Here is a 24,612-nt window from a genome sequence, read left to right on the forward strand (position 1 = left end):
GGGGGTTGTGGACCGCGGAGGGTGACGTGGCGGGAGCAACGGTCCGGACCACCGCGGACGTCGCGGTAGCTCGAATCTGTTGTTCGAGAACGGCACCGGTGCGCGCTAGCCGGCGGCGCGCGGGGTGCCCTCGGCGGCGGGTGGCGGTGAGCCGCCGTCGTCGCCCGGGCTGGGCTCGCCGCCGCCGTCGCTGCCGGTGGGTTCCGGTTCGTCGGGCGAGGTCGTCTCGGCGTCCGGGGTCGACGGCTCCGCGGTCGGCTCCGGGCTGCCCGTCGGCTCGCCGGTGGGCGGGGCCTCGCTCGCGGTGCCGCCGCCGGTGTCGCCGGTCCGGTCCGGCTGCTCCTGGCCGGCGGGGCGGCTCGTGGCCACCGAGGTCGCGGAGGGTGCGGTGGGGGTCACGCCATCCGCCGGCGGCGTGCCGCCGTCCGGCAGGAAGATCACGAGCGCGACGAGGACGGCCAGGCCGGCGCCGGCGAGCGCGCCCGCGATGGCCAGGTTGCGGCGCCGGCTCCCACCGCCGGCGACGCGGGCCGGCGGCAGCGCGCCGGTCTCGCCCGGGCCGGCGGGACGCGCGACCGGGATGGCCGCCCGGCCGGCGCCGTTGACCGGGACCGGCGCGGTCTCGTCCGGGTCGCCCGCCGCCATCTCGGCCGTGGTCGCGAGCGGGCCGGCGCCGACCGCGGAGAGCGCCGCCGCGGCCAGCGAGGCGCCGCTTCGGTACCGCTCGGCCGGGTCCTTCTCCAGCGCCCGCAGCACCACGGCCCGGACCGCCGGCGGCACGTCCACGGGCAGGTCGGGCGGGGGCGTGTCGAGGTGCATCATCGCGACCGCGACCGGGTTGTCCCCCATGAACGGCGGGTGCCCGGCCAGCGCGTGGTAGGCGACGGCGCCGAGCGCGTACACGTCGGTGGCCGGCGACAGCGACTGGCGGCGGGCCTGCTCGGGCGCCATGTAGAGGGCGGTGCCGAGCACGCCCGCGTTGGTGCCGGTGACGCTGGTGACGGCGGTCGAGCGGGCCACGCCGAAGTCGAGCAGCACCACGCTCCCGTCCGGGCGCAGCAGCAGGTTGCTGGGCTTGACGTCGCGGTGCACGATGCCGCCGGCGTGTACCGCGTCGAGCGCCCGGGCCGCCTCGGCCACGATCCGCATCGCCTCGGCGGCGGGCAGCCGCTCCTCGCGGTCCAGGCGCGCGGAGAGCGGTTCGCCGTCGACGAACTCCATCACCAGGTACGTGGCGCGCCCGCCGTCGGGCAGCTCGCAGTCGCCGCGGTCGTACACCTGGACGACGCCGGGATGGCGTACCGCGGCGAGCATCCGCGACTCGGCCAGGAAGCGCGCCCCGAACCCGGGGTCGGCGGAGAGGCTGGGCAGCAGCACCTTGACCGCTACGGTGCGGCCGAGGGTGAGGTCGGTGGCCCGCCACACGTCGCCCATCCCACCGGTGGCGACGCGTTCCTCGAGGCGGTAGCGGTCGTCGAGGGATACTCCGGAGCGCAGCACGGTCCAATCCCTACCCCAATCAGCCCGCGTCCATCCATCCGGAGTGACGCTCGACTCCGCCTTGACAGGTCCTTGACGCCCGCCGGTCAGCTTTGTGGCAGGAGGCACCAACCCCCGAGGAGGACGTATGAGGATGAGGACCTGGGCGCGGGCCGCGGTCTGCGTGGCGTCGGCCGCGCTGCTCGTGGCGGCGACCGCGGTGCCGGCCGGTGCCGCGGGCCGCGACCGCACCCCGCCGACCGCGCCGGCCAACCTGCGCGTCACCGGCGTCACGCCGACCACGATCTCGCTGGCGTGGGACGCGTCGCGGGACGCCGGCGGGCTCAACGCGTACATCGTGTACCAGTCGTCGAGCGTCGGCGAGTGGGGCCTGTACCACTCCCCCTCGTCCACCACCGAGACCGACGAGATCGGGGTGCGGGGCTTCACGAGGACGTACTGGATCGTGGCCGAGGACAAGGCCGGCAACCGTTCCGCGCCGAGCAACCGGGTGACCGCGACGACCACGCCCGACACGTCGCCGCCCACCGCGCCGGTGCTGACGGTCACCGGCGTCACGCAGTCGACCGCCGCGCTGTCCTGGACGGCGTCGACCGACGACGCCGGCTCGCCGGGCTACCGGATCTTCGTGAACGGCGCGCCGTGGGAGTTCCTCGCGCCCACCGCGACCGCCGGCCTCGCCCGGACCGTCCGCCGCCTCACGCCGGGCACCACGTACACGTTCACGGTGCGGGCGGCCGACGCGGCCGGCAACCTCTCGCCGCCGAGCAACGCCGCCACCGCGACCACCCAGCCGAGCACCGACACGTCACCGCCGACCGCGCCCGGCGGGCTGCGGATCACCCGGGACAGCGGCTGCGACGTCGACCTCGTCTGGACCGCCTCCACCGACAACGTCGAGCCGGCGTCGGCGATCGAGTACGAGATCGTCGTCAACGGCGGGGTCCAGCGGATCGTCACCGGCGTGACCAGCACGTTCGCCTACCACGGCAGCGTGGACGGGCTGAACACGTTCGCCGTCCGGGCGGTCGACCGCGCCGGCAACGCGTCCGCGCCGAGCAACGCCGTGACCAGCCCCTTCCAGGAGTGCTGACCGGTTGGTCAGGCGCTCCTCCACCGCTCCGGGTCGGCGAGCATCTCGTTCATCGACCCGGAGCGGAACGGCTCCACCGCCACCTCCGCCCCGTCGAACCCCGCCGCCCGGATCGCCGCGTGCAGGGCGGCGTCGTCGCGCGCGGCGTCGACCACGTGCGCGTCGACTTCGAGGCGGGCGGTGGCGCCCAGATCCCGTACCCGGACATTGTGGACATGATGGGCGGCGAGCAAGCGGCGGGCGGCGGCCTCCGCCCGCTCCACCCGGGCCAGCCGGGCGGGCGTGATCGAGACCCCGTACGCGATCCGGCTGGACAGGCACGCCGCCGCCGGTTTGTCCGCGGTGCGCAGATCCCAGACCCGGGCGATCGCCCGGACCGCGGCCTTGTCCAACCCGAGATCAGCCAACGGGGTACGCGCGCCGCGCTCGGCGGCCGCGCGAATGCCGGGCCGGAACCCGGCCGCGACGTCGGAGGCGTTGGTGCCGGTCGCGACCGCGTCGAACCCGTGCTCGGCCGCCACCCGCCGGGCGGTGTCGAGCAGCGTACTCTTGCAGAAGTAGCAGCGGCGCGGCCCGTTCTCCCGGTAGCCGGCCACGTCCAGCTCGCGCGTCTCGACCGCGTGGTGCGCGACGCCGAGCCGCGCGCAGAACTCCGCCGCCTCCGCCACCTCCGCCGCCGGCACCGCGGGCGAGACCGCCGTGACGGCCGCCACCCCACCGGGGCCCAACGCCCGCGCGGCGGCGGCCAGGACCACGCTGGAGTCGACGCCGCCGGAGAACGCCACCAGCGTCCGGCCGTATCCTGCGATTTCGGTGACCAGGCGGTCGGCCGTGTAGGGGGGCAGCATGACTGAACGGTACCCAAACGGGAGCGGCGCGGAGCTCGCGGATCTCGGCTTGGCCGGTCGGGCCCCTGCCCGTAACGGGGCCGAGGCCGCGGATCTTGGCTTCGCCGATCGGGCCTCCGCGCGTGGCGCTGCCGAGGTCGCGGATCTTGGCGGCGCGGAGGCCGCGGATCTCGGCCTCGCCGACCGGGCCCCTGCCCGTGACGGGGCCGAGGTCGCGGATCTCGGCTTCGCCCGGCTGGATCTGCAGCGGGCCGCGCGGACCGGCGACCCGGAGGTGGTCTTCGGCCGGGGCAAGACGCCGGCGCAGGTGGTGGCGGCGCTGCGGGCGCTGCACGAGGCGCATCCCGACGGGGCCGTGCTCGCCACCCGCCTCGACGACGACGCCGTCGCCCTCGTCCGCGCCGAACTGCCCGACGCCGACCTGGACGAGGTCGCCCGCACAGCGGTGCTCGGCAAGCCGCGCGCCCCGCACGGCCGGGTCGCCGTGGTCGGCGCCGGCACGGCCGACCTGCCGGTGGTCCGCGAATGCGTCACGACCGTGCGCGTCTTCGGCGCCGACCCCGACCTGATCCTCGACGTCGGCGTCGCCGGCCTGCACCGCCTCCTCGCCCAACGCGACCGCATCGACACGGCCGACGCCGTCGTCGCGGTCGCCGGGATGGAGGCCGCCCTCCCATCGGTCATCGGCGGCCTCACCGGCGCACCGCTGATCGCCGTTCCGACCAGCGTCGGATACGGCTGGCACCTGGAGGGCCTCACCGCCTGGCTGGCCACGCTCAACAGCTGCGCGCCCGGCGTCGTCACCGTGAACGTCGACAACGGTTTCGGCGCCGGCGTGGCCGCGGCCCGCATCGCCCGGCGCTCCCGATGACCCGCGCGCTCTGGGTGGACGCCTCGAACGGCGCGGCCGGCGACATGCTGCTGGCCGCCCTGCTCGACGCCGGCGCCTCGCTGGACGCGGTCCGCTCCGGCCTGGCGTCCCTGGACCTGCCGATCTCCGTCGACCTCTCCCCCGTACGCCGCCACGGCTTCCGCGCCTCCCACGTCCGCGTCGACGCGGCTGACACCGACGTCCACCGTGGACTGTCTGATGTGCTCGCCGTCCTGGGCCCCTTGCCCGCCCCGGTCCTCTCCTTCGCCTCCGCGGTCTTCACCCGGCTCGCCCAGGCGGAGGCGCGGGTGCACGGGTCCACTGTGGACGACGTACACTTCCACGAGGTGGGCGCCCTGGACGCGATCGCCGACGTGGCCGGCTGCGCGCTGGCCCTGCACGACCTACGCCTGCTGGAAGGCGCGGTCCGCGTGGTGTCACCGGTCGCCGTCGGCTCCGGCACCGTCCGCACCGCACACGGCCCCCTTCCGGTACCCGCCCCCGCGGTCGCCGAGCTCCTGACCGCGGCCGGCGCTCCGCTGGCCGCCCACTCCGCCACGATGGAACTCTGCACCCCGACGGGCGCCGCGCTGCTGACGACGCTCGCCACCGCCTGGGGTCCACCCCCGGCGATGACCCCGTACGCGGCAGGCGTGGGCGCCGGTACGGCCGACCCGCCCAGCCACGCCAACGTACTCCGCGTACTCGTCGGCACCGCCACGCCGACCAGGGCGCCGTCGGCATCCGCCATGGTCTCGGCGTCCGGCCCACCTGCGATGCCGGCGTCCGTGGTTTGGTCGTCCGATGCGTCGGTGGCCTCGTCGCCCAGTCACTCTGCGGCGTCCGCAGCCTTGCCGCCCGCGGCCTCGTCATCCGCGGTCTCGTCATCCGCGGCCTCGTCATCCGCGGCCTCGTCATCCGTGGTCTCGTCGTCGGCGTCCGTCGCGCCCGCGGCGTCGGACCTGGACTGGCGGGATACCGAACTCCTCCAGGTCGAGGCCACAGTGGACGACCTCGACCCCCGCATATGGCCCGACCTCCTGGAGGAACTGCGGTCGATCGGCGCCGCGGATGCCTGGTGCGTGCCGGCCCTGATGCGCAAGGGCCGCCCCGGCCAGGTGCTGACCGTGCTGGTCGACCCCGCACGGCTCGACCTGACCTGCCGCCTCGTCTTCACCTGGACCACCACGCTGGGCGTGCGCGTACATCCGGTCAGCCGCCGCGCGCTGAACCGCGACACCGTAACGGTCCTGGTCGCGGGGAGCGAGGTCCGCGTGAAGCGCGCCTTCCTCGGCGACGACGTCGTAACCGCCCAACCCGAGTACGACGACGCGCTCGCCGCCGCCCGCGCCGCCGGCATCCCCGTCACGGACGTCCTGGACGCCGCCCGCGCCGCAGCCTCCACGCCCCGCACCGCAGGCTCCGCGCCGACCATCCCCGCCTCCGCACCCCACACCCCGGCCTCCGCACCTCAGGCCGCAGCCTCCGCACCTCAGGCCGCAGCCTCCGCACCCCACGCCGGGGCCGCCGCGCCGCACGGACCCGCCTCCGCCACCCGCCCGCACGAGGGCGATCCGCCCGCGCCGGAGGCTGGTCCGCGTCACTGAGTCGCTCCCGCACACAGCTCCGCCTCGGCGGCTCTCGCGACCGCATCCCGGCCGTCCCCTGCCGTGCCTGCTCGCCCGCGTGTCCTCGCGCGAGAGCCAACTCCCTGCGGACCGCGCGTCGATTTGGAACTCTGGGATAACGGGATGAGGGCCCGCATGCACCCCTGGGTTCGTCACGTCCGGTGGTGGTAGAGGTTGCGGCGGGGACGTTGCCGCTGGTCGACGTAGGAGGGTGGGATGAACTCGGGCCGTGCGTCCGCGTCGAGTTGGACGGTCCAGTGTCCACGGTGGACGACACGGTGGTGGTAGCCGCAGAGTAGGACGCTGTTGGCCAGGGTGGTGGGTCCGCCGTCGACCCAGGGGCGGATGTGGTGTGCGTGGCACCAGCGGGGTGGTCGGTCACAGCCGGGGAAGGCGCAGCCACCGTCGCGTAGTTCCAGGGCCCGCCGCAACGGTCCGGTGATCAGCCGGCGGGTCCGGCCCAGGTCGAGGATTTGCCCGTCGCCGCCGAGCACGGCGGGGAGGATGTGGGCGTCGCAGGCGAGCCGGCGGACCTGTTCGGCGCTGAGCCGGCCGCCGGTGTCCAACGTCCCGACACCGAGTTGTTGGTGGAGTAGGTCGTAGGGGATGGTGACCACCACGTGCGGCCGCTGCCCACCGTTGTCCGGCAACGAGTCGGTGCGGGTGGCCAGGTCGCAGACCTCGACCAGGGCGTCCGCGCGGCGTTGGGCGGGGGTGCGGGGCTCATGGTCGTGGCGGGGTGCGCACAGTGGGTCCAGGGCGGCGTTGACGGTGGCGGCGGCGGTTTCGTCGAGCCAGCCGGTGAGACGGACCCGACCGTCACCTTGGCGGGTCAGGTGCAGCGCGCGGGTTTGCTGGGCTCGGGCTTCCAGGCGTTGTAGGGCGGCGGCGTCTGCGGCGTCGGCTATTTCGGGTGCGACGTGGGTGAGGATCCGCTGTCCGGCTTTGCGCAGGATGGTGGGCTCGTAGCGGCTGGCCTGCCCGATCAGCACCGCCTCGGCCTCGCCGATCAGCTGCGGGTCGAGGTCGGCGGGCAGTTGCGCCAGCGCGGCGGCTACGACGGTGGCCTGCTCCACGTTGACCGCGGCGCAGGCGAGGGCGGTGTCGAGGGCGGGGCGTTGGTCGAGGGTGTGGGCCAGGTCGACGAGGCGTTTGGCGGCGTGGATGCTGATCCGCAGATGCTCACGCAGCCACTGGACGGTGCCCGACGCGTGCTGGGCGACGGGTAGGCCACGGCCGTCGATTTCCCGAACCAGATGCACCTGCACCGCGGCAACGGTCGCGGTGATTTGGTGGATGGCGTCCAGAGAATCGACTAGCGCGGTGTCGGAAAGCGGCCAGGTGGGCGCGTCAGCGCATTTACCGGCGAGCGTTTGAAGCTCTGCCAACACGTCGACCAACACCCATTGATTCTCCCCCACCCACACCCAAGACCACCAGTCATATTCGTCGATCAAGGGAAATTGGTTACGCGCTATCAGCACAAAGTGAATGGAGAATATTTTGAGCTACCGACCGATAGTGTGGCAATAAGAGGCCGCTGCCGCACCGAACGCTATTAAGTGCCTCGTAACGCCGTCGTAGCTCAAGGAGCCAACCACGCATTTCCCAGCGCGACGGGTCTCCGGACACTTCATCACCGGAAGCTGGAGCGAGCGCACCCACCACCACGGGCAATCACCTCAACGCGCCCAGCCGGGTTGACCCACGGGAAGAAGAGCGAGCTGATCCACGGGAAGAAGGGCACAGGGCGGTGCGCGCCACCGGGGCTCATCGACCACCCAGCGGCGGCCGCGAAGCACCCGGCCACCACGGCGAACCTCTGCGGTACGAGGCAAGACGCCCGCGGGCAGCAGTCCCGCGACGAGCGGTCGCCGCGGGACGGGTCGCGCGCACCACGGGCCACCTCAACAGGCCACACCCCAAAGCGAGGCCCCAGCCGAACGAGCCACCGACCATCACACAACTCCCAGCCCTGGGAGGCAGCAGTGCTTCGCGAATCCAGCGCCGTGGCCGCCTTCGCCGTCCTGATCGCCGCTGGCTGCAACCAGTCACCGGACCAGCCGGTCGGCCAGGCCGCACCCGCGCAGACCACACCGGCCGCACCCGCGCAGACCACGCCAGCCGCACCCGCCCAGTCCACCCCGGCCGCACCGCCGGCGACGACGGCCGCGCCGGCGGCACCGGCCCAGCCGCCACCGCCCGCGGCGCCGCGGGTCGTGCCGGTACCCGTACCGGTGCCGGTGCCGTACGCGGTGCCCGAGGGGTACGCGCCGCTCGGGCAGCTCGCCACCCTCAAACAGGAGGCGAACCTGCGGGCCCTGCCCGACACCACGTCCACGGTGCTGGCCGACCTGCCCGCCGGTACCCAGGTGGACGTGCTCTGCTGGGTGACCGGCGAGCCCACCTACGGCAGCGACAAGTACGGCTCGATGTGGCTGAGCCTCGCCAGCGGCGGCTACGTCCACTCGTACCTGACGACACCCGTGGACGTAGCCACCTGCTGAACGAAAGACGCCGAAAAAGATGAGGACCAAAGACAACAGCGAGAGCTAAGACCCTAATATCCCTAGCGTGACTTAATACCCGTAGCGCGACTTCAGATGGCGCCACCAGTCGCGGAACATCCAGCGGTCGAACTCGGTGATGGTCGACGAGCTGCCGGCCTTCATGATGAAGCAGCACTGCCCGGTCGGCGTCCAGTCGTAGAAGTCGTCCAGGCCGTACGTGTGCCCCAGCTCGTGCAGGAAGATGGTGATGCTGTCCGAGTTGCGGGCGTTGACGAAGTACTCCCGCCCCATCCGCTGGCCCCAGTCACCGCCGGCGCCGCCGCCGAAGCCGTCGGTCAGCCACAGCGAGTGGTCGTAGTGCCGTGCCACGCCGCCGGGGCAGTTGGGGTAGTTGCCACTCTGGTTGAAGAACCGTCCACATGGCTCTGAGCACTGTGGAGCGTTTTCCCGGATGTCGTTGACGTAGATGTCGACCGAGCTGTCCGTCCACTGTAGCTGCGCGCGGTCGCGCACCGCCCAGCCGACGACCCGCACCGGCACGTCCGTGTACGGCCAGTTGTTGTGGCCGACCATCACGTCCATCCACTTCTTGTACTGCCGTTGCAGCGCCGCGTGGATCTCGTCCCGGAGCTGGGTCGTCACGATCGCCGTGGAGTCCCACCGCACGCAGTAGTTGATGTACCCGCGGTTGGCCATGATCTGGTCCCAGCCGTAGTTGCGGAACCCGTACAGGTTGCCGTTGTTGTACGTCTCCTCCTGGTGCGCCCACACCTCGTTCAGCGGAGTGACCAGATTGGACGGTGGGTTCCATCCAGTCGAAGGCGGCGCGGACGTGGGAGGCGCGGAAGTGGGCGGCGCGGACGTAGGAGGCGGGGAAGTGGTGGGTGGAGTGGTGGGAGCCGACCCCGTACACGCCACACCGTTCAGGGAGAACGCCGTCGGGCTGGTGTTCGTCGTGCTGAACTGGCCGTTGAAGCCGAACGACGCCGTGCCGTTCGGGGCCAGCGAACCGTTCCAGCTCGCGTTTGTCGCCGTGACCGCGGCGCCGCTCTGGGTGACCGACGCGTTCCACGCCTGCGCCACCGACTGCCCGGTCGGGAACGACCAGGTGAGCCGCCACCCGTCGACCGGGTCGCCGAGGTTGGTGATGCCGACGTTCGCGGTGAAGCCGCCGCTCCACTGCGAGGTGACGGAGTAGTTCACCCGGCAGGCCACCGCCGCTTCGGCGGATGTCGCCACCAGGAGGCCTCCGGCTAGCGACGCCACGACGACGCCGGACGTCAGGACTGCGCGTCTCATCATGCTCCTTCGCATGCTCGTGCGACCTCGCCCGGCGACCGCCACATAGTTTGATGTCCATACATAATCACCGGGATGCTATCGTGCCGTCAACGATCGGAGTAAATATGTTCAGACCTCGATGGCTTGCGGGCCTGGCGGCGCTGGCCACCACCGTCCCGCTCGCCGCGGCGGCACCCGCCCACGCCGCCGTTCCCCTCGACCAGATAACCGTCACCACCACGCAGGTCGCGTTCGGCCTGCAGCGCCCCACCGCGATCGCCGGCATCGACAGCGGCCGCCTGCTCGTCACCGAAAAGCTCGGCACCGTACGGCTCTACGACCCCACCACCGGCCTCGCCGCCGACCCCGTCCTCGACATCGGCTCGAAGGTCGATACATCCGGCAACGAGCGCGGCCTGCTCGGCATCGCGCCGGCCCCCGACTTCGCCACCACCCAGCTCGTCTACGTGGCGTACACCGCTCTCCCGGACGGCACCCTCACCCTCTCCCGGGTGCGCCTCGGCGACGCCGCCGGCGAGCAGGTCATCCTGACCCAGGCGCACAGCGAGTTCTCCAACCACAACGGCGGCCAGGTCGCGTTCGGCGGCGACGGCTACCTGTACTGGAGCACCGGCGACGGCGGCGCGGCCGACGACGTGCTGGGCAGCGGGCAAAACCTCGGCACCCTGCTCGGCAAGATCCTGCGGCTGGACGTGAGCCGCACCTGCGGCGCCCAGGCATACTGCGTGCCGGCGGACAACCCGTTCGTCGGGCAGGCCGGCGCCCGCCCGGAGATCTGGACGTGGGGCCTGCGCAACCCGTGGCGCTTCTCGTTCGACACCCGCCCCGGCGGCGACGGCTCGCTCTGGATCGCGGACGTCGGCCAGGGCACGTGGGAGGAGGTCAACCACCTCGGCGCGGCCCAGGGCGGCGCCAACATGGGCTGGTCCTGCCGCGAGGGCCGGGTGGTCTTCAACCCCGACCGGTGCGTCGCCGACGCGACGTACGTCGACCCGGTGCACGTCCACCAGACCTCGGTCGACGGCTGCGCGGTGATCGGCGGGTTCGTCTACCGCGGCACCCAGTTCGCGGACATCGCCGGCGGCACCTACTTCGCCACCGACTACTGCTCCGCCTCGGTGTGGGGCATCCGCGAACTGGCCGACGGCAGCCACGAGAGCCGCCTGCTGACCACGCTCGACATCGTGCAGCCGACCAGCCTCGGCGTCGACTCCAGCGGCGAGATCTACCTGGTCAACGACCTTCCCGGCCAGCTGCACAAGCTGTCGTTCGGCCGGGTCGCGCCGCCGGTCGCCTGCCGCGTCACGTACGAGACGCAGGCCTGGGGCACCGGCTTCCGGGCGACGGTCAGGCTCACCAACACCGGCACCGAGCCGGTGAACGGCTGGACGGTCGGCTGGACCTTCCCCGGCACCCAGCGGGCCGCCAGCGCCTGGAACGCCACCGTCACGCAGAGCGGCGCCGCCGTCTCCGCCAAGAACGCCGCCTGGAACGCCGCGATCGCCCCCGGCGCCACAGTGGAGTTCGGCTTCCTGGGCACCCCGGGCGGCGCGCAGCCGGCCCCGGCCGCCTTCACCCTCAACGGCAACACCTGCGGGTAGGAAGTCCGGCGGCCGGGCCCACGGTCCCGAGCCCGGCCGCCGGACCCACCCCCGTCGGGCCGATCGCCCAACGACAAAGACAAACCCACATTTCGAGCTACCGCGACGCCCGCGGTGGTCCGGACCGTTGCGCGGGGCCCCCGGGGAAACGTGGAGCGCAGCGGAGCGTTTTCTTGGGGTGCTTTCCCGCGGCCTCACCCTCCGCGGTTCACAATCTCACGCCGGACGACCAGGTCGGCCCGGCTAGGCGCTGGCGGCGTCCAGTCTGGACAGATGGGACTCGTCCAGCTTGACGTCGAGCGCGGGCAGCGCCGCCGCGAACTGGTCGACCGTCCGCGGGCCGAGCAGCGTCACCAGGGCCGGGTCGGTCTGGTGGAGCAGCCAGGCGACGACGAGCTGGTTGGGCGTCACGCCCAGCTCGCCCGCCAGCTCGGTGAGGACGGCCAGCCGGGCGTCGGCGTCCGGGCCCTCGTACGCGGCCATCATGTCGTGCCCGCGCCGCTTTTCCGGGTCGTCGTAGATGCCCTTGAGGATCGGCGAGTACGCCACCAGTGTGACCTCCGGGTTGGCCCGCAGGTAGTCCAGCTGCTCGTCGTCCACGATGGACGAATGGGTGAGCCCGGCCCGGCGGCGCAGGTAGCTGTGCTGCTGCTGGAGCGCGACCGGCGCCGGCCAGCCGTTGCGGTCGGCGATCTGCCGCACCCGCTCCAGCCGCCAGGTGCGCACGTTGGACCAGCCGATGTGCCGCACCTTGCCGGCCCGGACCACCTCGTCCAGTGCCTGGAGCGTCTCCTCGATCGGCGTGCTGCGGTCGTCCACGTGCACGTAGTACAGGTCGATGTGGTCGGTGCCGAGCCGGCGCAGGCTGCCGTCCACCGCGCGGCGGAGGGTGTCGCCGCCGGCCCCCTCGTACGCGTCGCTGGCCGACCGCCGGCCGGCGCGTACCGCCTCGGGGTCGGCTATCCAGGCGCTCCCCTTGGTGGCGAGGAAGACGTCGTCGCGGCGGCCGCGCTTGGCGAACCAGCGGCCGAGCAGCGACTCGCTCTCGCCGCCGCGGTCGCCGGGGGCGGGCCACCAGGCGTAGCAGTCGGCGGTGTCGACGAAGCTCCCGCCGGCGGCCAGGTACCGGTCGAGGATCTCGAACGAGTCGGCCTCGCCGGTGCGGGTGCCCATGAGCATGGCGCCGAGCGCGAGCTGGCTGACCCGCTCGCCCGTGTTTCCGAGTGCAACGGTATCCATGGCGGCGACCGTAGACGCTAGAGCGCGCACGAAGTCAAAGAGAAAGTCAGAGCGCCCGGCGTAGCCAGTCCTCGACACCCGCGACGTGGACGGTGGCCCAGGAGCGGGCCAGCTCCGGCTGGCGGGAGGCGATCGCCTCCAGGATCGCGGCGTGCTGCTCGCGGGTCTTGGCGACCGCGCCCTCCTGGGTGAGGCCGCGCCAGATGCGGGCCCGGGTGGTGGGGCCGGAGAGGCTGTCGATGAGCGAGCAGAGCACGTTGTTGCCGGAGCCGGCCGCGATCCGCCGGTGAAACTCGAGGTCGTTGGCGACCAGCGCGTCGATGGTGGGGTCGTCGCCAAGCTCGGCGAGCACCGCCCGCAGCCCCTCGACCTCGTCGTCGGTCATCCGCTGGGCGGCGAGGGCGGTGGCCGAGGGCTCCAGGATCCGCCGCACCTCGAAGAACTCCAGCACCGTGTCGTCGCGGTGGAAGTCGACCACGAAGCTCAGCGCGTCGAGCAGGAGGCCGGGCGCGAGGCTCGTCACGTACGTGCCGTCGCCCTGGCGCACGTCGAGCACCCGGATCAGGGAGAGCGCCTTGACCGCCTCGCGCAGGGAGTTGCGGGACAGCCCGAGCCGCTCGGCCAGATCCGCCTCGCGCGGCAGCCGGTCGCCGGGGCGCATCTCCCCCGACACGATCATGCCTTTGATCTTTTCGATCGCCTCGTCGGTGACCGCCATGTGTCGCCTCCCGCCAAGATCGCCGGAACCCTCGCGCTTCCGCCTCGCCGCGCGACTCGTGCCGGCCGCCTCCGGGGCTACGGTTGCAGATCGTACGTCCGCGCCGCCGTCCCGCCGAACACCGCCGCCCGCTCGGCCGCGCTCAGCGGCGGCAGGGCCTCGGACAGGGCTTCCCTGACCCGGCCGTAGGGGGCGGCGAGCAGGCACACCGGCCAGTCCGAGCCCCACATCACCCGGTCCGGTCCGAACGCGTCGACCGCCACCGCCACGAACGGCGCGAGGTCACCCACCATCCACCGGGCCCGGTTCGCCTCGGTCACCAGCCCGGAGAGCTTCGCGGTCACGTTCGGGTGGGCGGCGAGCGCGGCCAGCGGGCCGCGCCACCGCCCGAAACCGGCGGCGGCGTCGCCGATCGAGGGCTTGCCGAGGTGGTCCAGCACGAAGCGCACCTCCGGCAGGTCGCCGGCCAGCCGGGCCGCCGCGCCGATCTGGTCCGGCCGCAACACCAGGTCGAAGGGGAGTCCAGCAGCCGCGATGGTACGAAGGCCGCGGCGCACCGAGGCACGGTCCAGATAGCCGTGGTCGCGCTCCCCCTGCACCTGTGACCGGATCCCGACGAGGCGCTCGCCGCCGGGCAGGGCGCGGTAGCCGGCGATGGTGTCGGCGAGCGCCGGATCCTCGGGGTCGGCCCAGGCCACCACACCGGCGATGAGCGGGGACCCTTTCGCGTACCCGAGCAGCGTCTCGGCCTCGGCGGTGTCGCAGCGGCCCCCCTCGACCAGGACGGTCCGCGTGACGCCGGTCCCGTCGACGGCGGCGGCCAGGTCGTCGGGCGTGAACGTGCGCCGGATCGGGGCCAGCTCGGGCGCCTCCAGCCAGGTGTACCCCTGGCCGGCGCCCCAGAGGTGGTGGTGCGCGTCGATCACGGTCACGGCCGGCCCCCGGGCACCGGCGCGTCCGGGCGGAGCAGCCCCTCGGCGACCAGGTCGGCCCAGAGCTCCTCGGGCGGCGGGTCGGCGGTGGCGAGCGCGGCGTTGCGCCGTACCTGGTCGGGGTCCTGGGCCCCGACCACGACGGAGGCCACCGCCGGATGCGCGGCCGTGAACGCGATCGCCGCGGCCGGCAGCGACGTGCCGTGCCGGGCGCAGGCGGCGGCGAGCGCGCGGGCCCGGTCGAGCACGGCGGGCGGCGCCGACCCGTAGTCGTAGGGCAGCCCTTCGTGCGGCCGGTCCTCGGCGAGCAGCCCGCTGTTGAAGACGCCCGCGGCGACCGCCCGTACGCCGCGGCGGCCGCACTCCGGCAGGAGCGTGTCGAGGGCGGACTGTTCGAGCAGCGTGTACCGCCCGGCGATCATCACGAGGTCGACGTCGGTGTCGCGGGCGAAGCGGTGCAGCGCCGACACCTGCTTGCTGCCCACCCCGACCGCCCGCACGACGCCCTGGGAGCGCAGGTCGGCCAGGGCCGGGTACGCCTCGTCGACCGCCGCCGCCAGGTGGTCCTCCGGGTCGTGGACCAGCACCAGGTCGACTCGGTCGAGGCCGAGCCGGGCGAGGCTCTCGTCGAGCGAACGGCGTACCCCGTCGGCGGTGAAGTCCCACACCCGGCGGTGGTCGGCGGGCACCGCGAAGCCCTCGCTGTCGCGGCGGCCGGCCCCCTCCGGGTCGGGCACGAGCCGGCGGCCGACCTTGGTGCTGAGCACGAACTCGGGCCGCGGGAACGCGCGGAGCGCCGCGCCCAGCCGCCGCTCGGAGAGGCCGAGCCCGTAGTGCGGGGCGGTGTCGAAGAAGCGGACGCCGGCGTCCCAGGCGGCGGCCACGGTGGCGGCGGCGGTGCCGTCGTCGACCTCGCGGTAGAGGTTGCCGAGCTGGGCGCAGCCCAGTCCCAGCCGGCCGAACTCCATGCGCACCTCCGATGTCTTCAGGCCCTAGGGCTGGCGCAGGCGCAGGCCCTGCATGCCGCCGTCGACGGCGAGGGCGGTGCCGGTGGTGGCGGCGGCGGCCGGGCTGGCGAGGTACGCGATCGCGGCGGCCACCTCCTCGGCGCTGACCAGGCGTCCGGTGGGCTGCCGGGCGCGGAGCGCGGCGAGCTCGGCGGCGGGGTCGGCGGCGGGGTCGAGCAGGCGGCGCACCCACGGCGTGTCGACGGTGCCGGGGTTGACGCAGTTGACCCGGATGCCCTCGCGCACGTGGTCGGCGGCCATGGCCAGGGTCAGCGACTGCACGGCGCCCTTGCTGGCGCTGTAGAGCGCCCGGGCGGGCAGGCCGGCGGTGGCCGCGATCGAGCAGGTGTTGACGATCGCGGCGTGGTCGGAGGCGCGCAGGTGCGGCAGCGCGGCCCGGGTGACCCGGACGATGCCGACCACGTTGACGTCGAAGACCCGCAGCCACTCGTCGTCGGGGTTGGTCTCGACGGTCCCCTGCGCGCCGATTCCGGCGTTGTTGACCAGCACGTCGAGGCCGCCGAGCGCGTCCGCCGCCGTGGCGACCCCGGCGCGCACCGACGTGTCGTCGCGCACGTCGGAACCGAATCCCAGCAGGGGCTCGGGGAGCCCGTCGGGCTTGAGGTCGAGGCAGGCCACGCGGGCGCCGCGCGCGGCGAGCAGCCGGGCCGTCGCCAGCCCGATGCCGGACGCGCCGCCGGTGACCAGGGCCCGCAGTCCCGCGAAGTCGTTCATCTGGGTGTCTTCCACATTGGACCGTCCGGGTAGGCGTAGTCGACCAGCGTCTCCGGCCGCATGGTAGCGCTGAAGCCGGGCGCGGTCGGCGTGACGTACCGGCCGGCCCGCACGACGACCGGGTCGACGAAGTGCTCGTGCAGGTGGTCCACGTACTCGATGACCCGGTCGTCCAGGCTCGCCGAGACGGCCACGAAGTCGAACATGGACAGATGCTGGACCAGCTCGCAGAGCCCCACCCCGCCGGCGTGCGGGCAGACCGGCACGCCGTACTTGGCGGCCAGCAACAGGATCGCCACGTTTTCGTTGACGCCGGCGACCCGGGCCGCGTCGATCTGCACGTACGACACGGCACCGAGCTGGAGCAGCTGCTTGAAGACGACGCGGTTTTGCACGTGCTCGCCGGTGGCCACCCCGATCGGCGCGATCTGGCGGGCGATCGTGGCGTGGCCGAGCACGTCGTCGGGGCTGGTCGGCTCCTCCACCCACCACGGCTCGAACTCGGCGAGCGCGCGTACCCACTCGACGGCCGGGCCGACGTCCCACCGCTGGTTTGCGTCGATGGCGATGCGCACGTCCGGCCCGCAGGCGTCGCGGGCGATCCGCATCCGCCGCAGGTCGTCCGCGAGGTCGTCGCCGACCTTGAGCTTGACCTGTGAGAAGCCCTGCTCGATCGCTTCCTTGCAGAGGCGGCGCAGCTTGTCGTCGTCGTAGCCGAGCCAGCCGGGCGAGGTGGTGTAGGCGGGGTAGCCGGCGGCGAGCAGCGCCTCCTCCCGCTCGGCGCGGCCGGGCTCGGCGCGGCGCAGGATGTCGAGCGCCTCGTCGGGGGTGAGCGCGTCGCTCAGGTACCGGAAGTCGACCAGGGCGACCAGCTCCTCGGGCGACATGCGGGACAGCAGCCGCCACAGCGGCAGGCCGGCGCGCTTGGCCTTGAGGTCCCAGAGGGCGTTGACCACGGCGGCGACCGCCATGTGCATCACGCCCTTCTCCGGGCCGAGCCAGCGCAGCTGCGAGTCGTGCACGAGCTCCCGCCACACCCCGCCGAGGTCGCCGAGGGTGGCCTCCAGGGGGCGGCCGACCAGGTACGGCGCGAGGGCCGCGATCGCCGCGGACTGCACGTCGTTGCCGCGGCCGATGGTGAACGCGAAGCCGTGCCCCTCGTGGCCGTCCGGCGCGTCGGTGCGGAGCACCACGTAGGAGGCGGAGTAGTCGGGATCGGGGTTCATCGCGTCGGAGCCGTCCAGCTCCCGGGACGTCGGGAACCGGATGTCGTAGGTGTCCAGCGCGACGATCCTCATACATCCGATGTTTATCAGCCGCCAGAGGTCGGCACAAGGGCCACGGCGGGCGAGAATCGCCGGCCCCTCCGACGTTACCGCGATCGCGTGCTCGTACGACCCGGTGGCGTCGCCGCGGCTTAGGGTGTCGATCGTGACCCACACGCCAGCGAGACGCCCCTGGTACCGGCCGATGGTGGCCCGCCGCCCGGACGAGCCGCACCGCGCCTCGACGCCGCTCGAGCTCTTCTTCGACCTGTGTTTCGTGGTCGCGGTCGCGCAGGCGGCGGCCCAGCTGCACCACGACGTCGCCGAGGACCACATCGGGCACGCGGTGCCCAGCTACCTGATGGTGTTCTTCGCGATCTGGTGGGCCTGGATGAACTTCACCTGGTTCGCCTCCGCCTACGACACCGACGACGACCTGTACCGGATCACCACGCTCGTACAGGTCACCGGCGCCCTGGTGCTGGCCGCGGGAGTGCCGCGCGCGTTCGCGGACGCCGACTTCTCCGTGATCACGTACGGCTACGTGCTCATGCGACTCGCCATGGTCGCGCAGTGGCTGCGGGTCGCCCGCACCGACGTGCATCCGGGGCGGCGGGCGTGCGGCCGGCGGTACGCGATCGGCATCGCGCTGGTCCAGGTCGGCTGGGTGCTGCGCCTCGCGCTCCCGGACGACCTGCTCGTCCCCGGTTTCCTGGTGCTGGTGCTGGCCGAGCTCGCGGTGCCGATCTGGGCCGAGCGGGTCGCCGAGACGACGTGGCATCCGGAGCACATCGCCGAGCGGTACGGGCTGTTCACGATCATCGTGCTCGGCGAGTCGATCCTGGCCGCGGGCATCGCCGTACAGAGCGCGGTCGACGAGCACAAGGAGCTGGCCGGGCTGCTGTGGGGCGCCGGCGCCGGGATCGTGATCGTGTTCGGGATGTGGTGGCTCTACTTCGACCGCCCGGCCGGCGGCCTGCTCACGTCGATGCGGGTCGCCCTCTTCTGGGGGTACGGCCACTACCTGATCTTCGCGTCGGCCGCGGCCGTCGGCGCCGGGCTGTCGGTGGCCGTCGACCACGAGATCCACGAGGCGCACCTGGGCGGTGTCGCGGTGGGGTACGCGGTGGCGGTGCCGGTCGCCCTGTACCTGTCCAGCGTCTGGCTCCTGCACGTACGCCCGCACCAGCACGGGCTGATCGTCGCCGCCTACCCCGTGGCCGCCGTGCTGGCGCTGCTCGCGCCGCTGACCCCCGCGCCGGTACCGGCGGTGGCGCTCCTGGTGGCCGCGCTGGTGGCGGTGACGGTGGCCGCCGCCCACCTGGAGAACCGCCCGGCGGTCGGCAGCACCCCGTGACCCGCGCTCAGGCCGGGGGCGCCGCCCGGGGCCGCGGCACCGGCACCTCCCAGAGGCGGGCGGCCGCGACCGGGTCGACGGTGACCTGGCGGGCGCGGCGCAGCAGCAGGTGGTCGGCGATCCGCCAGAGGGTGTCCTCGACGGCCGCGAGATCCGCCGCGTCCAGGTCGGGCCGCCGCCGCGCGAGCCGGTCCCGCTCGGTACGCACGATCACCGCGACCCGGCCGGCGAGGTCGTCGTGCCAGCAGCCACCTTCGATCGACACGCTAGCACTCTAATACTACCCGCCGTAGTATTCACCGCCCCCAAGGGAAGACCGGTGCCCACCTCCCCGCTCCGTAGCTTCCTGAGTGGCTGCCGGCGCCACCGTTACCCGCCGCGTGGGTCGGGTACCCCTTCTCGGAAGGACGACTCCGCGAGCGGAAGGAGAACCTGATGGGTCACGCGAGCGCGATGCTGGAAACCCATCCGGACGGGTTGGCCGGCGTCGACCAAGGGCTGGTCACGCGCTGCGTCGAGGCGTGTCTCGACTGCGCGCAGGCGTGTACCGCGTGCGCCGACGCGTGCCTGGCCGACGACATGGTCGCCGACCTCGTCCGCTGCGTAGCTCTCAACCTCAACTGCGCCGACATCTGCGACACCACCGGGCGGATGATGTCCCGGCCGACCGGCTTCGACGCCGCGGTCGCGCTGCGGACCGTCCAGGCGTGCGCCACCGTCTGCGCCACCTGCGCCTTCGAATGCGAGCGGCACGCGAGCCGGCACGAGCACTGCCGGGTCTGCGCCGAGGCCTGCCGCCGCTGCCAGCGGGCCTGCGAGGAGCTGCTCGCCGCCCTCGCCTGAGCCGCGCCGCCCGCCGCCCGCCCCGGCACGCGGCAGCGCCGCCCGGCCGGTTACCGGTGAGTGCGTTTAGGCTGGTGGCGGTGGATGAGATGGACTGGGCGCTCCTGCGCGAGCTGCAGCGCGACGCCCGGCTTTCGTACAGCGAACTGTCCCGCCGCGTGCACCTCTCCCCGCCCGCGGTGGCGGAGCGGGTACGGCGGCTGGAGCGGATCGGCGTGGTGACCGGCTACCACGCGCACGTCGACCTGGCCAAGGCCGGCCGCCACGTGGTCGCCGTGATCCGGATGTCCTGCTACGGCGCGAAGTGCGTACTCCGCGACCCGGACGTCGCCACCTGGCCGGAGGTGCTGGAGATCCACCGGGTCACCGGCGACGCCTGCTGCATCCTGAAGGTGGCGACGGGCGCCATGGAGGACTTCGAGACGGTCATCGACCGGCTGGCGCCGTACGGGCAGCCCTCCAGCACGATGGTCCTCTCCACGCCCCTCTCCTGGCGCCCGGTCGACCCCTGACCCTCAGGCCTTCGCCACCAGCTCCGCGATCTGCACCGCGTTGAGGGCGGCGCCCTTGCGCAGGTTGTCGCTGGAGCAGAAGAACGACAGGCCGTGCTCGACGGTCTCGTCGGCGCGGATCCGCCCCACGTACGTCGGGTCCTTGCCGGCCGCCTGGATCGGGGTGGGCACGTCGGAGAGCTCCACACCGGGCGCGGCGGCGAGCAGCTCGCGGGCCCGCGCGGGGGTCAGCGGCGCCGCGAAGCGGGCGTTGACCTGGAGCGAGTGCCCCGTGTACACCGGCACCCGCACGCATGTGCCGGCCACCTTGAGCTCGGGGATGCCGAGGATCTTGCGGCTCTCGTTGCGGAGCTTCTGCTCCTCGTCGGTCTCGTCGGAGCCGTCCTCGACGATCGAGCCGGCCAGCGGGAGCACGTTGAACGCGATCGACCGCGCGTACACCCGGGGGGCCGGGATCTGCACCGCCTCGCCGTCGAACGCCAGCTCCGAGGCCCGGTCGGCCACCTTGCGCACCTGCTCGTCCAGCTCGGCCACGCCGGCGAGGCCGCTGCCGGAGACCGCCTGGTAGGTGGCGACCACCATGCTGACCAGCCCGGCCTCCGCGTGCAGCGGGCGCAGGACCGGCATCGCGGCCATCGTGGTGCAGTTGGGGTTGGCGATGATCCCCATGGGACGGTCGGCGGCGGCGTCGGGGTTGACCTCCGCGACGACCAGGGGTACCCGCGGGTCCATCCGCCACGCCGAGGAGTTGTCGATCACGACCGCGCCGGCCTCGGCCACGCGGGGCGCCAGCTCCTTGGCGGTGCCCTTGCCGGCCGAGAACAGGACGACGTCGAGCCCCCGGTAGTCGGCCGTAGCCGCGTCCTCCACCGTCACCTGCGTGTCGCCCCACGGCAGGGCGCGCCCGGCGGAGCGGGCCGAGGCGAAGAGGCGGAGCCGGTCCACGGGGAAGGCCCGCTCGGCCAGCACCCGCCGCATGACGCCACCGACCTGGCCGGTGGCGCCGACAATCCCGATCTGCATGGCCGCCACGGTACCCGGAAGAGTTATCCGTGGCAGCGATGAATTCCCAGGGTGTGGGCGGTCTTACCGGTGACGGCAGGCCGGAAATGGGCCGCGAAATGTCGGACGGGTACGGCACTATGGGGCCGTTCCGGAAGGGGTGATGATGGAAATCGCGATCGAGGCAGAAGGCCTCGTCAAGAAATATGGCGCCGTGGTGGCGCTCGACGGCTTCGATCTTTCGGTGCCGCAGGGCACGGTGATGGGCCTGCTCGGGCCCAACGGGGCCGGCAAGACCACCGCGGTCCGGGTGTTCACCACGCTGCTCAAGCCGGACGCCGGCCGGGCCCGGGTCGCCGGACTCGACGTGGTCGCCGACGCGCGCCGCCTGCGCGGCCTGATCGGCCTCTCCGGGCAGTACGCGGCGGTCGACGAGCACCTCACCGGCTTCGAAAACCTCGACATGGTGGGCCGCCTCTACGGCTTCACGGCCAAGGCGAGCCGGGAGCGGGCGCGGGCGCTGCTCGCCCGGTTCGACCTGGAGGACGCCGCCGACCGCCCGGTAAAGGGGTACTCGGGGGGCATGCGGCGCCGCCTCGACCTGGCCGGGGCGCTGGTCGCCCAGCCGCCGGTGCTGTTCCTCGACGAGCCCACCACCGGGCTCGACCCGCGCAGCCGCCTCGGCATGTGGGATGTGATCTCCGAGCTCGTCGCGGCCGGCAGCACGCTGCTGCTCACCACGCAGTATCTCGAGGAGGCCGACCACCTGGCCAGCCGGATCGCGGTGATCGACCACGGCAAGGTGATCGCGCTCGGCACCTCCGACGACCTGAAAAACCAGGTCGGTGGCGAGCGGCTGGAGCTGACCGTCAGCACGCCCGCCGACATCGACAGTGCCCGCGCGGTGCTCGCCCCGCTCGCCTCCGGCGAGATCACCGTCGACGAGCCGGCCCGCCGCGTCACCGTCCCGGTGACCGGTGGCGCGTCCGCGCTGATGGAGAGCCTGCGGCGGCTCGACGCCGAGGCCGTCAAGGTGCTCGACGTGGGGCTGCGGCGGCCCAGCCTCGACGACGTGTTCCTGACGCTGACCGGCCACGCCGCTGAGGAGGAGTCGTCGTGACGACCGAGTCCATGTTGGCCAACCCGGCCTTCAAGCCACTGCGCGACGGCATCACCGTCGCGCGGCGCAACCTCATCAAAATCAAGCGGGTACCGGACCTGCTGGTCTTCACCACGCTTTCGCCCATCATGTTCGTGCTGCTGTTCGCATACGTCTTCGGCAGCGCGATCGACGTTCCCGGCGTCTCCTACCGGGAGTACCTGATGGCCGGCATCTTCACCCAGACGATGCTCTTCGGGTCGACGCTGACCGGATACGGCCTGGCCGAAGACATCCAGAAGGGGATCGTCGACCGCTTCCGCTCCCTGCCGATGGCCCGCTCCGCCCTGCTGGTGGGCCGCACGACGAGCGACCTGGTCAACAACGTCATCGTCATCATCGTGATGTCGGTGACCGGCCTGATCGTCGGCTGGCGCATCCACTCCTCCCCGCTGGAGGCACTGGGCGGCTTCGCGCTGCTGCTGCTGTTCGCGTACGCGTTCTCGTGGGTGTTCGCGGTGGTCGGCCTCTCGGTGCGCAGCCCCGAGGTGGTCAACAACGCCAGCTTCATCTTCATCTTCCCGCTGACGTTCATCGCCAACACGTTCGTGGGCGTGACCGACCTGCCCGGCCCGCTCAAGGCGTTCGCCGAGTGGAACCCGGTCTCCGCGGTGACCCAGGCCGCCCGCGACCTGTTCGGCAACACCAACCCGGCCGTGCCCCAGCCGGACGCGTGGCCGCTGCGGCACCCGGTGTTCACGAGCCTGGCGTGGGTGGTGGTGCTGCTGATCGTGTCGGTGCCACTGGCCGTCAACCGCTACAAGAAGGCCGCCTCCCGCTGACCGCGCCCGCCTGCCCGTTCGGTCCGTCCGCGGCCCCAGCCGGCCCGCGGGCACCGGCGCCCGCTCGGGGCAGGCGGGCATGTGTCGTCCGCCGGCCTACAGAGCTGCCCCGCCTACGCTCCCAGCGCCGCGATCGGTGATCGTGGTACTTCGGTGCCCCTGGAGGGGCACCGAAGTACCACGATCCGCCGCTCCCCGCCACCGGCGGGCGCCGCCCCACGCGGCGGTGCCCAACCGGGCGGGCCGCCGCCCGCGCGCCCGCGGAGCCCCCGCGGGCCCCCCAACAACCACGCTCCGCCGCTCCCCGCCACCGGCGGGCGCCGCCAAAGGCGGCGTTCCAGAACCGGCCGGCACGCCGACCGCGACGCTGCTCAGCGCCAGCCGTCGTCCCGGCTCGACTGGTACGAGTCCGGAGCGGCCGGGCCACGACCGCGGCCCTCCCCGGCCGGGCGCGCGCGACCGTCGCCCGAGGGGCGGGCACGGCGGTCGCCGGGCGCGTAGCGGCCGTCGCCGGGCGCCGCGTAGTGGCCGTCCATGCCTTGGCCGCCGGATGGGCGGCGCTGGGCTGGTAACCGGTGTTCGGGCGGCGGGTAACCCTCCGCCTCCCGCGGTGGGTAGCCCTCCCCCGGCGGCTGCCGGACCGGACGCCCACCGCCGGCCCGACCGTCCCGCTGACCCGGGCCCAACCGCTCGCCACCGGCCCGACCACCTGCGGCCGGGCGCTCGCCACGCGCCTGACCGGAGGGCGGGCGCTCGCCGCCGGCCCGACCATCCCGCTGGCCCGGCACGGGGCGCTCGCCGCGCGCCTGACTGGGAGCCGGACGCTCGCCGCCGGCCCGACCGCCTAGCGCCGGGCGCTCGCCGGGGGCCGGACGCTCGCCGGACGACCGGCCGTCCCGCTGGCCGGACGCCGGGCGCTCGCCGCGTGACCGGTCGTCGGGGCGGGCCGGGCGGTCGGGAATGGGTGGCGGGTAGTAGTCGACCGGCGCGCCGTGGCCGTTCGCCGGGCGCGGCCCGGACGGCGGACGCGGCCCGCGGCGCCCGCTCTGCTCGAACGGCGGAGGGTCGGCCGGACGGTAGATCCCGTCCGACACCTCAGCGCGACCGGCCTCACGACGCTCCGAAGGCGCCCCGCCGCGACCCGCCCCGGAACGCCCGGACGGCGCCTCGTCGCGCCCCGCCATCCGGCGGCCATCCGGCGGCGGACGCTCACCCGAGCGGCGGCGGGCTTCCTCGGCGGCCATGCCGTCCTCCGCTGGCCACGTGCGCCCGTCCGCGGGGCGACGCGGACCCGGCACGCGAACACCAGCCACCGCGCCGTCGTCCCCGGACCAGAGACGCTCGTCAGCGGGGCGGCGCGGACCCGGCCCGCGACCACCGGCCGCCGCACCGTCCTCCGCGGACCACACGCGCTCGTCAGCGGGGCGGCGCGCGCCCGGCGGGCGGCCGCCACCGTTCGCTCCCCGCTCGTCGGCCCCCGGCCGGAGACCCTCCAGCCAGTCATCGCCGTCGTCCGCCGCGCCAGCGCCGCCCGACCGACCGGCACGACCACCGCCACTGCCCCGACGCCCGCGAACACGATCCTCATCCACCGGCACGCCAAGGCCGTCGTCGTCCAGTGCGCCAGCACGACCGGCGGCAGCCGGCGGGCCGGCGCGACGCCCGCGGGCAAGGCCGTCGTCCAGCGGGGCGGCGGCAGCCGCGCCGC

24 protein-coding genes are annotated in these 24,612 nt (G+C 73.5%); 12 read left to right on the plus strand and 12 right to left on the minus strand.

Going from position 1 to position 24,612, the window contains the following annotated elements; all coding sequences use genetic code 11:
* Positions 1 to 105: 105 nt before the first annotated feature.
* A complete protein-coding gene (locus RB614_RS41695; protein ID WP_308718253.1) occupies positions 106 to 1,500 on the minus strand; it encodes a serine/threonine-protein kinase in 1,395 nt (464 codons plus the stop codon).
* Between the two features lie 127 nt (positions 1,501 to 1,627).
* Between RB614_RS41695 and RB614_RS41700 the strand changes: the two genes are divergently transcribed.
* Complete coding sequence (locus tag RB614_RS41700) at positions 1,628 to 2,593, plus strand: fibronectin type III domain-containing protein (RefSeq protein WP_308718254.1); 966 nt, start codon at positions 1,628 to 1,630, stop codon at positions 2,591 to 2,593.
* 8 nt (positions 2,594 to 2,601) lie between these two features.
* On the opposite strand, the gene larE is transcribed toward RB614_RS41700, so the two are convergent.
* The gene (gene larE, locus RB614_RS41705) at positions 2,602 to 3,441 is read right to left on the minus strand and encodes an ATP-dependent sacrificial sulfur transferase LarE (protein ID WP_308718255.1); all 840 of its coding nucleotides are present in this window, start codon (positions 3,439 to 3,441) and stop codon (positions 2,602 to 2,604) included.
* On the opposite strand from larE, the gene larB reads away from it, so the two are divergent.
* Positions 3,440 to 4,312 carry a nickel pincer cofactor biosynthesis protein LarB gene (gene larB, locus RB614_RS41710; protein ID WP_308718256.1) on the plus strand — a complete coding sequence of 291 codons (873 nt, stop codon included), beginning with the start codon at positions 3,440 to 3,442 and terminating at the stop codon, positions 4,310 to 4,312. The two genes, larE and larB, sit on opposite strands and share 2 nt — an antisense overlap.
* Positions 4,309 to 5,919, plus strand: a complete 1,611-nt coding sequence (larC, locus tag RB614_RS41715) for a nickel pincer cofactor biosynthesis protein LarC (protein WP_308718257.1) — start codon at positions 4,309 to 4,311, stop codon at positions 5,917 to 5,919. Before larB ends, larC begins: the two co-directional genes overlap by 4 nt.
* 173 nt (positions 5,920 to 6,092) lie before the next feature.
* On the opposite strand, the gene RB614_RS41720 is transcribed toward larC, so the two are convergent.
* Positions 6,093 to 7,367: an HNH endonuclease signature motif containing protein gene (locus RB614_RS41720; protein ID WP_308718276.1), complete on the minus strand. Its 1,275-nt coding sequence runs from the start codon at positions 7,365 to 7,367 to the stop codon at positions 6,093 to 6,095.
* Between the two features lie 561 nt (positions 7,368 to 7,928).
* Here RB614_RS41720 and RB614_RS41725 point away from each other — a divergent pair.
* Positions 7,929 to 8,447, plus strand: a complete 519-nt coding sequence (locus RB614_RS41725; RefSeq protein ID WP_308718258.1) for an SH3 domain-containing protein — start codon at positions 7,929 to 7,931, stop codon at positions 8,445 to 8,447.
* A gap of 72 nt (positions 8,448 to 8,519) precedes the next feature.
* On the opposite strand, the gene RB614_RS41730 is transcribed toward RB614_RS41725, so the two are convergent.
* Positions 8,520 to 9,749 carry a cellulose-binding domain-containing protein gene (locus tag RB614_RS41730; protein ID WP_308718259.1) on the minus strand — a complete coding sequence of 410 codons (1,230 nt, stop codon included), beginning with the start codon at positions 9,747 to 9,749 and terminating at the stop codon, positions 8,520 to 8,522.
* A 107-nt stretch (positions 9,750 to 9,856) separates the two neighbouring features.
* Between RB614_RS41730 and RB614_RS41735 the strand changes: the two genes are divergently transcribed.
* Positions 9,857 to 11,353 (plus strand): PQQ-dependent sugar dehydrogenase, encoded by a 1,497-nt coding sequence (locus tag RB614_RS41735; RefSeq protein ID WP_308718260.1) that lies wholly within the window; start codon positions 9,857 to 9,859, stop codon positions 11,351 to 11,353.
* A gap of 243 nt (positions 11,354 to 11,596) precedes the next feature.
* Here the strand turns inward: RB614_RS41735 and RB614_RS41740 are convergent, their stop codons facing one another.
* The 6 genes from RB614_RS41740 to RB614_RS41765 all read right to left on the minus strand — a co-directional run bounded on the left by RB614_RS41740 (position 11,597) and on the right by RB614_RS41765 (position 17,282).
* Positions 11,597 to 12,592: an aldo/keto reductase gene (locus RB614_RS41740; protein ID WP_308718261.1), complete on the minus strand. Its 996-nt coding sequence runs from the start codon at positions 12,590 to 12,592 to the stop codon at positions 11,597 to 11,599.
* A 46-nt stretch (positions 12,593 to 12,638) separates the two neighbouring features.
* On the minus strand, positions 12,639 to 13,310 hold the full coding sequence (locus RB614_RS41745; protein ID WP_308718262.1) for a FadR/GntR family transcriptional regulator: 672 nt from the start codon (positions 13,308 to 13,310) through the stop codon (positions 12,639 to 12,641).
* Positions 13,311 to 13,387: 77 nt separating this feature from the next.
* On the minus strand, positions 13,388 to 14,242 hold the full coding sequence (locus RB614_RS41750; RefSeq protein WP_308718263.1) for an amidohydrolase family protein: 855 nt from the start codon (positions 14,240 to 14,242) through the stop codon (positions 13,388 to 13,390).
* A complete protein-coding gene (locus RB614_RS41755; RefSeq protein ID WP_308718264.1) occupies positions 14,239 to 15,210 on the minus strand; it encodes an aldo/keto reductase in 972 nt (323 codons plus the stop codon). Before RB614_RS41755 ends, RB614_RS41750 begins: the two co-directional genes overlap by 4 nt.
* Positions 15,211 to 15,234: 24 nt before the next feature.
* A complete protein-coding gene (locus RB614_RS41760; protein ID WP_308718265.1) occupies positions 15,235 to 15,984 on the minus strand; it encodes an SDR family NAD(P)-dependent oxidoreductase in 750 nt (249 codons plus the stop codon).
* A complete protein-coding gene (locus RB614_RS41765) occupies positions 15,981 to 17,282 on the minus strand; it encodes an L-fuconate dehydratase (protein WP_308718266.1) in 1,302 nt (433 codons plus the stop codon). Before RB614_RS41765 ends, RB614_RS41760 begins: the two co-directional genes overlap by 4 nt.
* A 133-nt stretch (positions 17,283 to 17,415) precedes the next feature.
* Here RB614_RS41765 and RB614_RS41770 point away from each other — a divergent pair, with 133 nt between their 5' ends.
* On the plus strand, positions 17,416 to 18,606 hold the full coding sequence (locus tag RB614_RS41770; RefSeq protein ID WP_308718267.1) for a low temperature requirement protein A: 1,191 nt from the start codon (positions 17,416 to 17,418) through the stop codon (positions 18,604 to 18,606).
* Positions 18,607 to 18,613: 7 nt separating this feature from the next.
* Here RB614_RS41770 and RB614_RS41775 read toward each other — a convergent pair whose 3' ends face one another.
* On the minus strand, positions 18,614 to 18,871 hold the full coding sequence (locus RB614_RS41775; protein WP_308718268.1) for a hypothetical protein: 258 nt from the start codon (positions 18,869 to 18,871) through the stop codon (positions 18,614 to 18,616).
* A 170-nt stretch (positions 18,872 to 19,041) separates the two neighbouring features.
* Here RB614_RS41775 and RB614_RS41780 point away from each other — a divergent pair, with 170 nt between their 5' ends.
* Both RB614_RS41780 and RB614_RS41785 read left to right on the plus strand, forming a co-directional pair.
* Positions 19,042 to 19,449, plus strand: coding sequence for a four-helix bundle copper-binding protein (locus RB614_RS41780; RefSeq protein ID WP_308718269.1), 408 nt, complete (start codon positions 19,042 to 19,044; stop codon positions 19,447 to 19,449).
* A gap of 80 nt (positions 19,450 to 19,529) precedes the next feature.
* The gene (locus RB614_RS41785; RefSeq protein WP_308718270.1) at positions 19,530 to 19,961 is read left to right on the plus strand and encodes an Lrp/AsnC family transcriptional regulator; all 432 of its coding nucleotides are present in this window, start codon (positions 19,530 to 19,532) and stop codon (positions 19,959 to 19,961) included.
* 3 nt (positions 19,962 to 19,964) lie between these two features.
* On the opposite strand, the gene RB614_RS41790 is transcribed toward RB614_RS41785, so the two are convergent.
* Entirely contained in the window at positions 19,965 to 20,984 is a 1,020-nt protein-coding gene (locus RB614_RS41790; RefSeq protein WP_308718271.1) for an aspartate-semialdehyde dehydrogenase, read from the minus strand.
* Between the two features lie 145 nt (positions 20,985 to 21,129).
* On the opposite strand from RB614_RS41790, the gene RB614_RS41795 reads away from it, so the two are divergent.
* From RB614_RS41795 to RB614_RS41810, 4 genes are all read left to right on the plus strand, one after another.
* Positions 21,130 to 22,083: an ATP-binding cassette domain-containing protein gene (locus RB614_RS41795; RefSeq protein WP_308718272.1), complete on the plus strand. Its 954-nt coding sequence runs from the start codon at positions 21,130 to 21,132 to the stop codon at positions 22,081 to 22,083.
* Entirely contained in the window at positions 22,080 to 22,904 is an 825-nt protein-coding gene (locus RB614_RS41800) for an ABC transporter permease (RefSeq protein ID WP_308718273.1), read from the plus strand. Before RB614_RS41795 ends, RB614_RS41800 begins: the two co-directional genes overlap by 4 nt.
* 575 nt (positions 22,905 to 23,479) lie before the next feature.
* Positions 23,480 to 23,752 (plus strand): hypothetical protein, encoded by a 273-nt coding sequence (locus RB614_RS41805; protein ID WP_308718274.1) that lies wholly within the window; start codon positions 23,480 to 23,482, stop codon positions 23,750 to 23,752.
* Positions 23,753 to 23,896: 144 nt separating this feature from the next.
* The coding region (locus RB614_RS41810; protein ID WP_308718275.1) for a hypothetical protein at positions 23,897 to 24,612 on the plus strand (716 nt) is incomplete at its 3' end.

This window comes from Phytohabitans maris, from assembly GCF_031085175.1.
Taxonomy (GTDB): Bacteria; Actinomycetota; Actinomycetes; order Mycobacteriales; family Micromonosporaceae; genus Phytohabitans; species Phytohabitans maris.

What these genes read in the sequence shown, in the direction of transcription:
- RB614_RS41700 (WP_308718254.1), top strand. Translation starts at nt 1,628, where the DNA reads ATGAGGATGAGGACCTGGGCGCGGGCCGCGGTCTGCGTGGCGTCGGCC.
- larB (WP_308718256.1), top strand. Translation starts at nt 3,440, where the DNA reads ATGACTGAACGGTACCCAAACGGGAGCGGCGCGGAGCTCGCGGATCTC.
- larE (WP_308718255.1), bottom strand. Translation starts at nt 3,441, where the DNA reads ATGCTGCCCCCCTACACGGCCGACCGCCTGGTCACCGAAATCGCAGGA.
- larC (WP_308718257.1), top strand. Translation starts at nt 4,309, where the DNA reads ATGACCCGCGCGCTCTGGGTGGACGCCTCGAACGGCGCGGCCGGCGAC.
- RB614_RS41730 (WP_308718259.1), bottom strand. Translation starts at nt 9,749, where the DNA reads ATGAGACGCGCAGTCCTGACGTCCGGCGTCGTCGTGGCGTCGCTAGCC.
- RB614_RS41735 (WP_308718260.1), top strand. Translation starts at nt 9,857, where the DNA reads ATGTTCAGACCTCGATGGCTTGCGGGCCTGGCGGCGCTGGCCACCACC.
- RB614_RS41740 (WP_308718261.1), bottom strand. Translation starts at nt 12,592, where the DNA reads ATGGATACCGTTGCACTCGGAAACACGGGCGAGCGGGTCAGCCAGCTC.
- RB614_RS41745 (WP_308718262.1), bottom strand. Translation starts at nt 13,310, where the DNA reads ATGGCGGTCACCGACGAGGCGATCGAAAAGATCAAAGGCATGATCGTG.
- RB614_RS41755 (WP_308718264.1), bottom strand. Translation starts at nt 15,210, where the DNA reads ATGGAGTTCGGCCGGCTGGGACTGGGCTGCGCCCAGCTCGGCAACCTC.
- RB614_RS41760 (WP_308718265.1), bottom strand. Translation starts at nt 15,984, where the DNA reads ATGAACGACTTCGCGGGACTGCGGGCCCTGGTCACCGGCGGCGCGTCC.
- RB614_RS41765 (WP_308718266.1), bottom strand. Translation starts at nt 17,282, where the DNA reads ATGAGGATCGTCGCGCTGGACACCTACGACATCCGGTTCCCGACGTCC.
- RB614_RS41780 (WP_308718269.1), top strand. Translation starts at nt 19,042, where the DNA reads ATGGGTCACGCGAGCGCGATGCTGGAAACCCATCCGGACGGGTTGGCC.
- RB614_RS41790 (WP_308718271.1), bottom strand. Translation starts at nt 20,984, where the DNA reads ATGCAGATCGGGATTGTCGGCGCCACCGGCCAGGTCGGTGGCGTCATG.
- RB614_RS41795 (WP_308718272.1), top strand. Translation starts at nt 21,130, where the DNA reads ATGGAAATCGCGATCGAGGCAGAAGGCCTCGTCAAGAAATATGGCGCC.